Raw genomic sequence first — 14,354 nt, forward strand, 5'->3', positions numbered from 1 at the left:
CCGCGAGGCTCGCACCGACTTCCGCAGTTACTTCTTTGCCCACAGGGGAATCACCATGAACGCTTGTTATTCCGGACGTCTCATTCGTCATGCGGTCGCGGCGGCCGCACTTCTCGCCGTCGCCAGCCTGGGTGCGCTGCCGGCCACGCCCGCGCGTGCAGCCGATACCGAACTGAACGTCTACAACTGGTCGGACTATATCGGCAAGGACACGATTCCGGGCTTCGAGAAGCAGACCGGCATCCACGTGAAATACGACAACTACGATAGCGACGACACCTTGCAGGCCAAGCTGCTCGCGGGCAGTTCCGGCTATGACATCGTCGTGCCGACGTCGAACTACATGGCCAAGCAGGTGCAGGCCGGCGTCTATCAGAAGCTCGACAAGTCGAAGCTGCCGAACCTGGCCAACCTCGATCCGGTGCTGATGAAAATCACGCGCGACGCCGATCCGGGTAATCAGTACGGCGTGCCGTACGCCTATTTCACGGACGGCATGGGCTACAACCTGCAGGCTGTGCAGAAGGCGCTCGGCGCCAACGCGCCGGTCGACAGCTGGGCGCTGCTGTTCGATCCGCAGAATCTCTCGAAGCTCAAGAGCTGTGGTGTGTCGTTTCTCGACGACCCCGTGAACGTCTTTGCCGCGGTGCTGCAATACCTCCATAAGGACCCCAACAGCACGGTGCCGGCCGACTATCAGGCCGCGTACGAAGTGCTGAAGAAAGTTCGTCCGTACATCACCCAGTTCAACTCGTCGGGCTATATCAACGACCTTGCCAATAACGACATCTGCGTCGCGTTCAGCTGGTCGGGCGACGTCGGCATTGCGCACCGTCGCGCGCAGGAAGCGAAGCGTTCGTATGAGATCAAGTTCAACAATCCGAAGGAGGGTGGCCTGCTCGGCATCGACATGATGGTCATTCCGAAGGACGCACCGCATCCCGAGGCCGCGCTTGAGTGGATCAACTATATCGAGGACCCGAAGGTCAACGCCGGCATTACCAACGAGGTGTTTTACCCGACCGCCAACAAAGCCGCGCGCGCGTATGTGATTCCGGCGGTGGCGCAGGATCCGGGCGTGTTCCCGCCGGAGGACGTGCTGAACAAGATGACCCTGATGAAGCCGTTGCCGACCGACATCCTGCGGCTTGAAAACCGTCTCTGGTCCCAACTGAAAACCGGTCATTAAGCGGACAACCGAACGGCCCGCGATTCGCAAGGAATGGTTACATCATGAACTCGACGACCTCAAAAAACGCAGCCGGCGCCACACAGATGGCCCGCCTCGCAGTGACGACAAAATCGAAACCGGACGAATTCGTTCGCATCGAAAACGTCGTGAAGAAATTCGGCGACAGCACCGCTGTCGATAACGTCAGCCTGAACATTGCCAAGAACGAACTGTTCGCGCTGCTCGGCAGCTCCGGCTGCGGCAAGTCCACGCTCCTGCGCATGCTCGCGGGGCTGGAGACGGTCACCTCCGGGCGGATTTTCGTCGACGGCGAAGACCTTGCCACGATGCCGCCGTACAAGCGGCCGGTCAACATGATGTTCCAGTCGTACGCGCTGTTCCCGCACATGAGCGTGGAGGCGAACATCGCCTTCGGCCTGAAGCAGGAAGGCACGCCGAAGAACGAGATCAAGGAGCGCGTGGCCGATGCGCTCAATCTCGTACAGATGAGCAAATACGCGCAGAGGAAGCCCCATCAGCTCTCCGGCGGTCAGCAGCAGCGTGTGGCGCTGGCCCGTTCGCTCGTCAAGCGCCCCAAGCTGCTGCTGCTCGACGAGCCGATGTCGGCGCTCGACAAGAAGATCCGCCAGAAAACGCAGCTCGAACTCGTGAACATCATCGAGAAGGTGGACGTGACCTGCGTGATGGTCACGCACGACCAGGAAGAAGCGATGACGATGGCTGGCCGCCTCGCCGTGATGAGCGAAGGCCGCATCGTGCAGATCGGTTCGCCGAGCCAGGTGTACGAGTTTCCGAATAGCCGCTTCTCGGCGGAATTCATCGGCTCGACCAACCTGTTCGAAGGCACGGTGGTCGAGGACGAACCGGATCACATCTTCGTGGAAAGCGAGGATCTCGAAACGCGCATGTACGTGAGCCACGGCATCACCGGGCCGCTCGGCATGCCGGTGGGGATCTCAGTGCGCCCTGAGCGCGTGAAGGTGTCGCTGGAGAAACCGTCGTCGCCGCACAACTGGGCGCGCGGCGTGGTCTCGGACGTGGCGTACATGGGCAGCTATTCGCTGTATCACGTGCGCCTGCCGAGCGGCAAGACGGTGGTGTCGAATCTGTCCAGCTCGCACCTGATGAGCGAAGGTGCGCCCTCGTACAACGACGACGTGTTCGTCTACTGGTCGCCGGCTAGCGGCGTGGTGCTGACGCAATGAGAACCTCCGCCCCTACCTCTACAGTGGCATCCGGCGCACTGACGCGGCGCCTTGCGATGCTAGTGCCGTCGGGCCGCTCGACCGTGATCGGTGTGCCGTTTCTCTGGCTCACTTTGTTTTTCGCGGTGCCGTTCGTGCTGGTGCTGAAGATCAGTTTCACCGATTCGCGGCTTGGAATTCCGCCTTATACCGATCTTGTCAGCGCGAAAGATGGTGTGCTGCATATGGTCATGCAGCTGAGCCACTATGCGTTCCTGCTGCAGGACGATCTGTATATCGCCACCTATATCAGTTCGCTGAAGATGGCCGCGATCTCGACCTTCTGCTGCCTGCTGATCGGATACCCGGTTGCGTACTACATTGCGCGCTCCGCACCGGCTACCCGCAATCTGCTGATGATGGGCGTGATGCTGCCGTTCTGGACGTCGTTCCTGATCCGCGTGTACGCATGGATCGGCATCCTGAAGGACGACGGTCTGCTCAATCACACGCTGATGGCGTTCGGCATGATTCACTCGCCATTGCGCCTGTATCACACGGATATCGGCGTGTATATCGGCATGGTCTATTCGTACCTGCCGTTCATGGTGATGCCGCTGTACGCGCACCTTGTGAAGATGGACCTGACGCTGCTCGAAGCCGCTTACGACCTGGGCTGCAAACCGTGGACCGCATTCACGCGCATCACGCTGCCGCTCTCGAAGAACGGGATTATCGCCGGCAGCCTGCTGGTGTTCATTCCGGCAGTGGGCGAGTACGTGATCCCGGAACTGCTCGGCGGCGCCGATACGCTGATGATCGGCCGCGTGATGTGGAATGAGTTCTTCAACGATATGGACTGGCCGATGGCGTCCGCCGTGACAGTCGCGATGGTTCTGCTGCTGCTCGTGCCGATGGCCGTGTTCCAGTATTACCAGGTCAAGGAGCTGGAAGGTACGAAATGATCAAACCCAATAAACCCCTTTCGACCGGTGTGCTGACGCTTGGCTTCCTGTTCCTGTATATCCCGATCATCAGCCTGGTGGTGTATTCGTTCAACGAGTCCAAGCTCGTCACTGTCTGGTCCGGCTTCTCGTTCAAGTGGTACGGCGCACTGCTGCACGATGAGGAATTACTCACCGCGGCATGGCTCTCGCTGAAGATCGGTTTGATGACCGCGTTCGCATCGGTGGTGGTCGGGACGTGGGCGGGTTTCGTGCTGGCGCGCTTCGGGCGCTTTCGCGGCTTCACGCTGTTCGCCGGCATGATCAACGCGCCGCTGGTGATTCCCGAAGTGATTCAGGGCATCTCGCTGCTGCTGCTGTTCGTTGCGATGGAGCAGATGCTCGGCTGGCCGAAGGGCCGGGGCGTCATCACGATGTGGATCGGCCACGTCATGCTGTGCGTGTCGTACGTGGCGATCATCGTGCAGTCGCGGGTGAAAGAGCTGAACAGATCGCTCGAAGAAGCCGCACTCGATCTGGGCGCCACGCCGTTCAAGGTGTTCTTCCTGATCACGCTGCCGCTGATCTCGCAGGCGCTGATGTCGGGCTGGCTTCTCTCGTTCACGCTCTCGTTCGACGACCTGGTGCTCTCCGCGTTCCTGTCGGGACCGGGCTCGACCACCCTGCCGCTCGTCGTGTTCTCACGGGTGCGCCTCGGTCTGAATCCGGAAATGAATGCGCTTGCCACGATCTTCATCACCACGGTGACGGTCGGCGTGATCGCGGTGAACCGCTGGATGCAGTTGCGTGAGCGCAAGCGGATGCGTGATATGCAGACAGCCTTCTCCATCCCCCAGGAAGCCGGCTCGAACGCCACCGCCGCGCCACAACAAGCCGCCGCTCGCAAGCCGCTCGATGCGGCGCGTGCATAGCACTCGCTTTGCAATACGACCAATAAGGAGAATTTGCATGAGAAAGAAGCTCATCTGTCTGTTGGTGGCGGGGAGTCTGCCTGGCATGGCCATGGCAGATGCCACCAGCGACCAGATCAAGGCGCTGCAAGCCCAGCTCAACGCGCTGCAAAAGGAGGTCAAGCAGTTGCGCGCGGAAGTCGCCACCAAACCGAAGGCAGCCGCCGCTGCAGCCCCTGCTCCGGCAGTGCTCGCCGCGCCGGTGGACATCTCGTCGCCTGACTACGGCAAGGCACAAGCCACGCTGACCAACGATCAGGTCGATTCGATGAAGCAGCAGATCGCCAACCAGCAGCTGAAGGTCGACTCGCTGGTGGATGCGGCCAATACCGGTCCGATCGCGGGCCTCTCGGTGACGGGCTATATCGATCCGACCTACATCTATAACCGCGCGCAGAGCAGCTCGTCGTTCCTGTTCGCGAACCACGAGAGCGCCTACAACTACTTCAACAGCACGTTCGGCGACCTGTACCTCGACATCAAGAAGACCTTCGGTGTCGGCCCGATGGCGCCGTCGGCCGAGATCACGCTGATGCCGAACCGCGGCAACGGCATTACGCTGCTGCAGAACGAGCACGGCAATATCGGCAACAACATCCTGAATACGGCCGTGGTGAACGTGCCGTTGAACGCGACCACGACGCTCGTGGCCGGTTTGATTCCGAGCTTCGGCGGCTACGAGGTGCAGCAGTCGAACCAGATGCTCACGCTCACGCACAACCTGCTGTATGACTTCTCGGATCCGGGCAGCTACATCGGGATCGGCGCGAACTACACGAAGGGCGACTGGGCGTGGAAGTTCTTCCTCGGCAACGAGCAGTACCGCACGTATGGTGCGACGACGCAGATCGGCACCAATGCACTGGGCGATCCGATCACGACCAGCAACAAGATTCCGACCTTCACGGCACGTACCGACTACACGTGGTCGAGCGCGCTGGATATCGGCGGGTCGTTCAATATCGGGCGTCAGACGCTGCCTAGCGCGATCAACCCGACCACGGGCAACGTCTCTTACGGCGTAGGCGGCAACTCGCCGAGCGCGGGCGGTACGTTCTTCTTCACGGAAGCCGACCTGACCTACACGCTCGCGGACGTGCAGTACAACGCCGAACTGGACTACGGCCAGCAGCAGAACGGCGCGTTCAACGGCGGCCAGGCGCAATGGTACGGCCTCTCGCTGCTCGCGCACCGCAAGTTCAATCTGCCGGTGGTGGGCCGCATGGGTGCAACCGTGCGTTATGACCTGCTGGTCGACAGCAAGAACGGCGGCGGTGGCGGTGGCATCGCGCTGAACTCGAACGGCATGGACACGGCCGACGGCTTCGGTATCGGCGCGGACTGTCTCGCCAATTCGAAGGCGAACGGTGGTGTCGGCTTCGAGTGCAAGGGCGCGACCCGTCAGGACGTGGCGCTCGACCTGCTGTTCTTCCCGACCCAGCAGATCACAGTCAAGGTGGAATACCGCCACGACTGGGCCAACAAACAGGTGTTCCTGAAGAACGACGGTTCGTATGGCAAGTCCAACGACCTGCTCGCGACCCAGTTCATCTACTCGTTCTAACGTGTAAGCAGCGAAACGGGGCGCCTCGCGACAGTGTCATCGTCGTCAGACGCCCGCGCTTTTGTTATCGCTATGCTTAGCGCTTCGCGTGATTCTTCTTGATGTACGTTTCACAGAATGACGCGAAGCGGCGCACCACCTGGCGTGGCTTCATATTGCGCGACTGCGCGATACCCAGCGTGGTTGCCGCCACATCGTCCTTGAACCGCTTGACGACGAAATCCTCACCGTCCACGGTGTGAGTCGATTTGAGCGGGAAGTTCAGGATGCTGTACCCCAGGCCGTTCGCCACCATCCCGCGGACCACTTCCGGTTGTGCCGACCTGAACACCGGCACCGGCCGCTCGCCCACCACGTCGAACAGCGCCGCAAAATACTCCCGGCTGTGCGGCAGGTCCAGCATCACATACGGTTCCCCCACGAGATTCGCCAGCGAGATCGAGCGATGCTGCGCCAGATGGTGCGTTTTCGGCAAGATGACGTACGGCGGCAGCGTCAGCAGCGGCAGGAATTCGACGTCGTCGGTCAGATCGATGTTGTAGGTCAGCGCGAGGTCGAGCGAGCCGTCGTGCAGGCCCGTGAACAGATCGTCCTGGTGCGCCTCCAGCGTCTGGAAGACGACGCCGGTATGCTGTGCGACAAAGCGGCTGATGATGCCCGGCAGCAGCGGTGGGGCCAGCGAAACGAGGCAGCCGAGAGCGATGCCGCCCGATATGCCCGTGTCCATGCCCCGTGCGGCCGCCTGCAGTTCTTCCGCATTCTTCAGCAGGTCGCGCGCCTTGCCGAGCATCTCGCGCCCGGCCTGGGTCAGGGACAGGCCGGACGCGTGGTGGCGGATGAACAGTTGCACACCGAAAGACTCCTCCAGCTCGGCAATCGCCGTGGAAATGGAGGGCTGCGAGATATGCAGCACTTTTGACGCGCCGGTAAACGACAGCGCCTCGGCTGTCACGACGAAATAGCGCAGCTGGCGCAGCGAATAGCGAAGCAGCGGGTTTTCCATTGAAGCGTCCCCATGAGCGGATTCTTATGGACGCGCCGGTACGGCGCGTGTCTCCACGTGGATTATCCCGCGTTTTGCATAGATAAAACAGATAGCTTGCATTTTTTAAATATGTTTTTCAGATGTGAGGTTTGCGCGTAGATTTCTTTCACAGCAAAGATCAAACCGCCTCTCTGAAGGACATCACCATGACAGTTGAAAAAATGCCGATAGATACGCTGGTGGTTGGCGCCGGGCAGGCCGGCGTGGCCATGAGCGAACACCTCAGCAAGCTTGGCGTGCCCCATCTCGTCCTCGAGCGCGATCGTATCGCTGAACGCTGGCGCACGGGCCGGTGGGATTCGCTGGTTGCGAATGGCCCGGCCTGGCATGACCGGTTTCCGGGTCTCGAGTTCGACGATCTCGATCCCGACGCCTTCGCCGGAAAAGAGCGGGTGGCCGAATATTTCGAAGCCTATGCCACGAAATTCAACGCACCGATCCGTACGGGCGTGGAAGTGACGAAGGTGGTACGCAATACCGGCCGCCCCGGCTTTACCATCGAAACGTCGGATGGCGTGATCGAAGCGAATCGCGTGGTGGTCGCAACCGGACCCTTCCAACGCCCGGTGATCCCGCCGATCGCGCCTCAAGACAAAAACGTTACGCAGATCCATTCCGCCGACTATCGCAATCCGCAGCAACTGCCCGAGGGCGCGGTGCTGGTGGTCGGCGCCGGGTCGTCGGGCGTGCAGATCGCCGATGAGTTGCAGCGTGCGGGCAGGAAGGTTTATCTATCGGTCGGACCGCACGATCGTCCGCCACGCGCCTATCGCAGCCGCGATTTCTGCTGGTGGCTGGGCGTGCTCGGCGAATGGGATAAAGAGGTCGCCACGCGGGGCAGGGAGCATGTGACCATCGCCGTTAGCGGCGCGCGCGGCGGCCACACCATCGACTTCCGCGAGCTCGCCAGCCAGGGCATGACGCTCGTCGGCCTGACGAAGTCGTTTGTCGACGGCAAGGTCACCTTCGAAACCGATCTTGCCGACAACATTGCTCAAGGCGACGCGAACTATCTGTCGCTGTTGAATGCCGCCGACGCCTACATAGCGCAGAACAATCTCGATCTTCCGGAAGAACCTGAAGCCCGCCGCATGCTTGCGGATCCGGACTGCGTGACTCATCCGCTCCTCGAACTCGATCTGGCCGAGGCCGGCATTACCTCGATTGTCTGGGCAACGGGTTACTCAGTCGATTACGGCTGGCTGCAGGTCAATGCCTTCAACGCAAACGGCAAGCCGCAGCATCAGCGCGGTGTGTCGTCCGAGCCCGGTGTCTATTTCCTCGGGCTTCCGTGGCTCTCGCGCCGCGGCTCCTCGTTCATCTGGGGTGTCTGGCACGACGCCCGGCATATTGCCGACCATATCGCCACGCAGCGCAAATATCTCGCTTACCGTGATGCGTCGCAACGCCACGAGGGTGAGCGTCGCGAACAGCAATCCGGCGACAGCTACCCCGATTCGCGCCTGTCGGCCTGAATTTTCTTTCCCGTATTGAGGTGCATTGATGAGCCAACCCACGCATACCCGCATTCGCATGTTCAACACCAAGGACACCTATCCGAACCAGTCGCTGGATAACGATCTTTGCCAGGCCGTGCGCGCCGGCAATACCGTCTATGTGCGCGGCCAGGTCGGTACGGATTTCGACGGCCGCCTGATCGGACTCGGTGACCCGCGCGCCCAGGCCGAGCAGGCGATGAAAAACGTCAAGCAGTTGCTGGAAGAGGCGGGCAGCGATATGACCCACATCGTCAAGACCACTACCTATCTGATCGACCCGCGCTACCGCGAGCCGGTGTATCAGGAAGTCGGCAAGTGGCTCAAAGGCGTGTTCCCCATTTCCACGGGTCTCGTGGTGAGCGCGCTGGGCCAGCCGCAATGGTTGATGGAGATCGACGTGATCGCGGTGATTCCGGATGGCTGGACGGCGAAGCAGGCCTGAGGAGCGGCATATGACATTCTCGATCATCGGACGCTGTGCGCAAACCGGGCAGCTTGGGATCGCCATCAGTTCGTCCAGTATTGCGGTGGGCGCCCGGTGCCCCTGGGTGCGCTCAGGCGTGGGCGCGGTGGCGACCCAGAACGTAACGCTGCCAGCCCTTGGTCCACAGATCCTCGATCTCCTCGAAGACCAGCAACTCGCGCCCGCGGCGGCGCTCGACCGCGCGCTCGGCACCGACAGCTGGCATGAGTACCGGCAGGTGACGGTGATCGACGGCCAGGGCCGCACCGCGTTCTTCAGCGGCAATGAAGCGCTGGGCGTGCACCATGCGGTGGCCGGTGAGCAGTGCGTTGCAGCGGGCAACTTGCTGGAGGGTGTTCACGTCATCGAGGCCATGGCTCAGGCGTTCGGCAGCGCGTCCGGCATGCTCGCCGAACGCCTGCTGGCCGCCATGCATGCGGCGATGGCGGCCGGCGGCGAGGCCGGCCCCGTGCACTCGGCGGCGCTCAAGATCGTGGGCGATGTGAGCTGGCCGATCGCCGATCTGCGGGTCGACTGGGCGGATGCCGACCCGATCGGCAAGCTGGACGATCTTTGGCAAGCCTATCGGCCGCAGATGCAGGACTATCTGGTGCGGGCGTTGAATCCGACCACGGCACCCAGCTATGGAGTGCCAGGTGATGAGTAAGGCGGCGAGCCGTGAGTTGCTTGAACGGTTGATCGGTTTAGCCACCGTCAGCCGGGATTCCAACCTGGCGCTGATCGATTTCATCCGACAATACCTGGCCGGCCTCGGGGTGGAGAGCGAACTGTTCTACAACCCGGAGCGCACCAAGGCCAACCTGTTCGCCACCATCGGTCCGCGTGAGCGCGGTGGCATTGTGCTGTCCGGCCATACCGATGTTGTGCCGGTGGATGGCCAGGACTGGACGGTCGAGCCGTTTAGCCTGACCGAGCGGGAAGGGCGCCTGTACGGCCGCGGCACCGCCGATATGAAAGGCTTCATCGCCTCCGTGCTGGCGGCAGTCCCCATCTTTCTCGAACGGACGTTGGAGCTGCCGGTGCACCTTGCCTTCTCCTATGACGAGGAAGTGGGATGCCTGGGTGTGCGACCGATGCTGGCGGAACTGGCCAAGCGTCCGCACAAGCCGCGCCTGTGCCTGATCGGCGAACCGACTGAGATGAAGCCGGTGCTGGGTCACAAGGGCAAGCTCGCGATGCGTTGCCACGTGCATGGTGCGGCCTGCCACTCGGCCTACGCACCTTATGGGGTGAACGCCATCCAGTACGCGGCGCGGCTGATTGGCCGGCTGGAAGAGATCGGTGCGCAACTGGCGCAGCCTGAACATCACGACGAGCGCTTCGATCCGCCATTCTCGACCGTGCAGACCGGCGTCATCAAAGGAGGCCGCGCACTGAACATCGTGCCGGCGGAATGCGAATTCGACTTCGAGGTGCGCGCGTTGCCAGGCTTCGATGCCCACGAGGTCGCGGACAAGCTGCGCAACTATGCCGAGTCAGAACTGCTGCTGTCGATGCGCGCGGTGCAGCCGGACACGGGCATTCATTTGCAGCCGCTGAGCGCCTACCCGGGCCTGGCCACTCCGCCCGACAGCGAAGCGGCAAGCCTGTTGGCACTGCTGAGCGGTTCCACCGAGTTCGGCACGGTGGCCTTCGGCACCGAAGGCGGCCTGTTTAACGAGGCGGGCATTCCCACGGTGGTTTGCGGGCCGGGAAGCATGGATCAGGGGCACAAGCCGGACGAGTTCATTACCCTCGATCAGTTGAACCGCTGCGATGCGATGCTGGGACGCCTGGCCGAGACCCTGTGGAGCCCTCGCTGATGCCCCGCGCCGCGGGGTAGTAATAGCCCCCATGCCGTTCAGCCTTCGGTGCATGGTTATCCGGGTAGCCCCGCCTTGGCGACGCTAAGTCGTCAAGCAATCCCGGAGTTACCGTTAAACGAAGGCAAATTGAAAGAATAAAAGCCGCCCTGATGAACCGCCCGCGCATCGGGCGACGAACCGCGCCGGTGCCGCACGCAATCGGCGCCTGCCTTCATTTCCCCGCCGTCCGCCCCCAATCCGAAGACCGCCGATGGGTTCCCCCTACCGCAAGTGTAGGGGGGTGCCCCATCCCAGGCTACGGCGCTCTTGTCCAGAATCCAGATACGGGCCGATCTCAGAATGCAATCAGCCCGCATCCGCTGTAGAGCATGACGCCCGGCGCCTATCGCGCCGGCTGACCCCTGGGACGGAGGTCATATGTTCAGTACCCACGCTTATCGCAGCAGTGTTGCCGCGCTGCTGTTCCTGCTATTCGCAGTTCCTTCATTCGGCCAGTCGTTCGCGGTGCAATGCCCGAGCACCACGCCGGCGCATCCGACGGCGCTGCCGCCAAACGCACCCGAGCCCCTCTACACCGGGCCGTCCTATACCGGACAGACCTCCGCCTCAACGGGCGTCATCAACGGGGCGATCAAGTGTCAGCAGATCGCCGGGGGTGACGGCTACGCGACGATGGCGAACGGCGTGCAGACCTACCTGTTCGCCTTCGGCCCCTTGTCGGGTCTCGCCGACATCAAGTCGGGCAATCCCGGCACCGAGTTCGCCTCGGTGTTCAACACCGTCGGCGACCCCAGGTTGGACCCGACCTACAACGGCGCGGTCGGCCTTACGCCAGATCCGGATTCCGTGCCACCGGGCCAGTTGACCGGCCACGTCGATCCGCGGCCGATCATGGACATTGGCGTGATGAATGGCAACGAGCCGGCGCCGATGATGGCGATCGACGAGGACGACGAGTTCTTCCTCACGCTGACCAACGTTGGGATGATCATGCGCCCCGACCTGTTCGAGCGGCACACGGTGCACTTCCACGGCTACCCGAACGCCTCGTCGTTCTATGACGGCGTGCCGGACGCGTCGGTGGCGATCAACATCGGCGCGAGCTTCACCTACTACTACCTCGCGCCGGATGCCGGGACCTACTTCTGGCACTGCCACATCACGCCGCCGGAGCACCTGCAGATGGGCATGGTCGGTCAGATCTTCGTGCGGCCGCGCCAGAACCGCGTGCCCGCCAGCGCGTCGCTGTACGCCTCGCTACAGAAGCAGCAACTGGATCTGCGCACGGCGTGCGGCAACGACATTCTGTGCACGACGCCGCTGCCGCCGTCGAACGGCGTGCTCCACGCCAACAACAAGAGCGGCTCGCCAACGCTCTACGCGTACAACGACGGTGACGGCTCGACTGCCTACGACGTCGAGTATCCGGTGCAGATCCACGGCTTCGATCCGAACTTCCACTTCGTGGGCATGACGTTCAATCCGGAGCCGTTCACCGACATGAAGGACAAGTTCTTCATGCTGAACGGGCGCAGCTATCCGGACACCGTGAATCCAAATCCGCTCTCGACACCGGTTGCCGACGGCACGCAGCATTTTTCCCAGCCGCTGCCGGCGCTGATCAACATTCCGGCCGGTGGCAGGGCGCTCCTGCGGATCTCGGACCTCGACGTCACCGAGTATCAGACGCTCGCCTCGCTGGGTATTCCGATGCACGTGGTCGGCATCAACGCACGCCTGCTGCGCGACATGTCCGGCAACGACATGACTTACAACACGAACTCGATCACCTTGGGCGGCGGCGAATCGATCGACGTGATCCTCGACGCCAGCGACACGTCGAAATATAGGCCGGGTGCGATCTATTACCTGTACACGCCGAATCTCGATCACCTGGCCAACGACCAGGAGAACTTCGGTGGCTTGATGACCGAGGTCCACATCTGCAACAGCGTGGACCCGACCAAGAAGTCCTGCACCTAGGAGAAGAGCCGTGGGACACATCACTCACAACACATGGATCGCCATGCTCGCGCGCCGCTTTGGGCGCGTTGGGCGGCTCGCACGGTTCGGCGCGGCGACGCTCGCCGCGCTCGCCTGCATGAACGCGCACGCCGCCGCGCCTGGCATCACGGGGACGCACTTCGATCTGAGCGCCGAGGCGAACCGCATCACCCAGCCCGACGGCGGGAGCGTTTACTCGTGGGGTTATGGATGCCGCACGGCGCCGGCCGGTTTTTCGCCGCCAACGATTGCGGGCGCGACCTGTCCGAGCATGCAGATTCCCGGTCCGACGCTGATCGTCAAGCAGGGCGATGTCGTCACGGTGACGCTCACCAACAATCTGCCGGCCGCGGCGGGCAACACCTCGATTCTCTTTCCCGGATTCCAGGTCTGCGCCGCCGTCCTGAACCCCGACGGGACCTGTCCCGCGGCGCTCACCGGCTCGCCGGGCCTGCTGACCCGCGAGGCCACCCACGGCACCACGGTGACGTATAGCTTCGTGGCGGCGACGCCTGGCACACACGCGTACTACAGCGGCACTCAGGGCGATCTGCAGATCGAGATGGGCTTGTATGGCGCGATCATCGTTTTGCCGACCTCGTCGCCCGGTAACGTCGCGGTGCCCGCTGGCTGCCGTGCGGTCGCGGCGACGCTGCCGGATGGGCAGCCGGACTTCCGCAATGCCGGTGCGGCTTACAATCACAGCGCCGCCTGCTACGACCGTGAGTATCTTTTTCAGTTCTCCGAAATGGATCCGCGCATTCATGAACAGGCGGAGCAGCAGGCGGGCAACACGTGCACGGCACCGAGCGGCTGCATGACCGTCGAGACGGAGCCCTACCACCCGGCCTATTTCATGGTCAACGGCCGCTCCATGCCGGACGACATGGATCCGAACTACGCGGTGCAGTATCCGCATCAGCCCTACAACGGCAATCCGCACATGCACCCGGGTGAACTGGTGCTGTTGCGCATCATCGGAACCGGCCGCTGGCAGCATCCGTTCCACGAGCACGGCAATCACGTGCGGGTGCTGGCGCGCGACGGCAACATGCTGCTCAGCAAGACCGACTCGACCAAGGTGGCAGGCCCGCTGCTGTTCACGACCACCACCACACCGGGCCTCGCGATGGACGGCATTTTCTACTGGACGGGCAAGGGTCTGAACTGGGATGTCTACGGACATAAACCCAGCGACGTGTACACCGATACCGCTCCGCAATTCGCGGCTTACCTCGGCAAGCCAGTCGTCTGCACTCCGGACGCGAACGGCTATTACACGGCCGACCCGCATGCGCCGAATTACTACGAGTGGTGCGCGGATCACGGCAAGGCGCTCGAAGCGCATCCGTTCGGCAACGTCGGCAGCGGCGGACCAGTGACTTTGCCGGACTCGCACGTGCTGACCAATGGCTTCTGGTATGGCGGCAGTCCCTATCTCGGACCTGATGCAACGATCCGCGCGACGGCGCCCACCGGGACCACCCCGCCGAGCGGAACCGTCGTGAATCCGCCGGCAACCGAAGCAGGCTTCGCATTCATGTGGCACTCGCATAACGAGCGCGAGATCACCACGAACAACATCTTCCCAGGCGGAATGATGATGATGATGCTCGTCGATCCACAGGCTTTCCTGATTGACGAATCCAATTAGAGGCGGGG

12 protein-coding genes are annotated in these 14,354 nt (G+C 62.3%); 11 read left to right on the forward strand and 1 reads right to left on the reverse strand.

The window, feature by feature from the left end; all coding sequences use genetic code 11:
- Nucleotides 1-55: 55 nt before the first annotated feature.
- Genes A6V37_RS33255 through A6V37_RS33275 form a run of 5 tightly spaced genes read left to right on the forward strand, consistent with a single transcriptional unit; the run spans nucleotide 56 to nucleotide 5,855 of the window.
- Nucleotides 56-1,189, forward strand: a complete 1,134-nt coding sequence (locus tag A6V37_RS33255) for a polyamine ABC transporter substrate-binding protein (protein ID WP_064286779.1) — start codon at nucleotides 56-58, stop codon at nucleotides 1,187-1,189.
- A gap of 44 nt (nucleotides 1,190-1,233) precedes the next feature.
- Nucleotides 1,234-2,397 carry an ABC transporter ATP-binding protein gene (locus A6V37_RS33260; RefSeq protein ID WP_064286780.1) on the forward strand — a complete coding sequence of 388 codons (1,164 nt, stop codon included), beginning with the start codon at nucleotides 1,234-1,236 and terminating at the stop codon, nucleotides 2,395-2,397.
- Nucleotides 2,394-3,341: an ABC transporter permease subunit gene (locus tag A6V37_RS33265; RefSeq protein WP_064286781.1), complete on the forward strand. Its 948-nt coding sequence runs from the start codon at nucleotides 2,394-2,396 to the stop codon at nucleotides 3,339-3,341. Before A6V37_RS33260 ends, A6V37_RS33265 begins: the two co-directional genes overlap by 4 nt.
- Nucleotides 3,338-4,252: an ABC transporter permease subunit gene (locus tag A6V37_RS33270; protein ID WP_064267892.1), complete on the forward strand. Its 915-nt coding sequence runs from the start codon at nucleotides 3,338-3,340 to the stop codon at nucleotides 4,250-4,252. Before A6V37_RS33265 ends, A6V37_RS33270 begins: the two co-directional genes overlap by 4 nt.
- Before the next feature lie 37 nt (nucleotides 4,253-4,289).
- The gene (locus A6V37_RS33275) at nucleotides 4,290-5,855 is read left to right on the forward strand and encodes a DUF3138 family protein (protein WP_064267893.1); all 1,566 of its coding nucleotides are present in this window, start codon (nucleotides 4,290-4,292) and stop codon (nucleotides 5,853-5,855) included.
- Nucleotides 5,856-5,931: 76 nt separating this feature from the next.
- Here the strand turns inward: A6V37_RS33275 and A6V37_RS33280 are convergent, their stop codons facing one another.
- On the reverse strand, nucleotides 5,932-6,858 hold the full coding sequence (locus A6V37_RS33280) for a LysR family transcriptional regulator (protein ID WP_064267894.1): 927 nt from the start codon (nucleotides 6,856-6,858) through the stop codon (nucleotides 5,932-5,934).
- A gap of 188 nt (nucleotides 6,859-7,046) precedes the next feature.
- Here A6V37_RS33280 and A6V37_RS33285 point away from each other — a divergent pair, with 188 nt between their 5' ends.
- The 6 genes from A6V37_RS33285 (at nucleotide 7,047) to A6V37_RS33310 (ending at nucleotide 14,346) form a co-directional block, all read left to right on the forward strand.
- On the forward strand, nucleotides 7,047-8,375 hold the full coding sequence (locus A6V37_RS33285) for a flavin-containing monooxygenase (RefSeq protein WP_064267895.1): 1,329 nt from the start codon (nucleotides 7,047-7,049) through the stop codon (nucleotides 8,373-8,375).
- Between the two features lie 28 nt (nucleotides 8,376-8,403).
- Nucleotides 8,404-8,841 (forward strand): RidA family protein, encoded by a 438-nt coding sequence (locus A6V37_RS33290; protein WP_064267896.1) that lies wholly within the window; start codon nucleotides 8,404-8,406, stop codon nucleotides 8,839-8,841.
- 10 nt (nucleotides 8,842-8,851) lie between these two features.
- Nucleotides 8,852-9,529 (forward strand): DUF1028 domain-containing protein, encoded by a 678-nt coding sequence (locus A6V37_RS33295; RefSeq protein WP_064267897.1) that lies wholly within the window; start codon nucleotides 8,852-8,854, stop codon nucleotides 9,527-9,529.
- Complete coding sequence (gene argE / locus A6V37_RS33300) at nucleotides 9,522-10,685, forward strand: acetylornithine deacetylase (RefSeq protein ID WP_064267898.1); 1,164 nt, start codon at nucleotides 9,522-9,524, stop codon at nucleotides 10,683-10,685. Before A6V37_RS33295 ends, argE begins: the two co-directional genes overlap by 8 nt.
- Before the next feature lie 420 nt (nucleotides 10,686-11,105).
- Nucleotides 11,106-12,671 (forward strand): multicopper oxidase domain-containing protein, encoded by a 1,566-nt coding sequence (locus A6V37_RS33305; RefSeq protein WP_064267899.1) that lies wholly within the window; start codon nucleotides 11,106-11,108, stop codon nucleotides 12,669-12,671.
- Nucleotides 12,672-12,681: 10 nt separating this feature from the next.
- Nucleotides 12,682-14,346, forward strand: coding sequence for a multicopper oxidase domain-containing protein (locus A6V37_RS33310; RefSeq protein WP_425262293.1), 1,665 nt, complete (start codon nucleotides 12,682-12,684; stop codon nucleotides 14,344-14,346).
- Nucleotides 14,347-14,354 lie beyond the last annotated feature (8 nt).

This window comes from Paraburkholderia ginsengiterrae, from assembly GCF_001645125.1.
Taxonomy (GTDB): Bacteria; Pseudomonadota; Gammaproteobacteria; order Burkholderiales; family Burkholderiaceae; genus Paraburkholderia; species Paraburkholderia ginsengiterrae.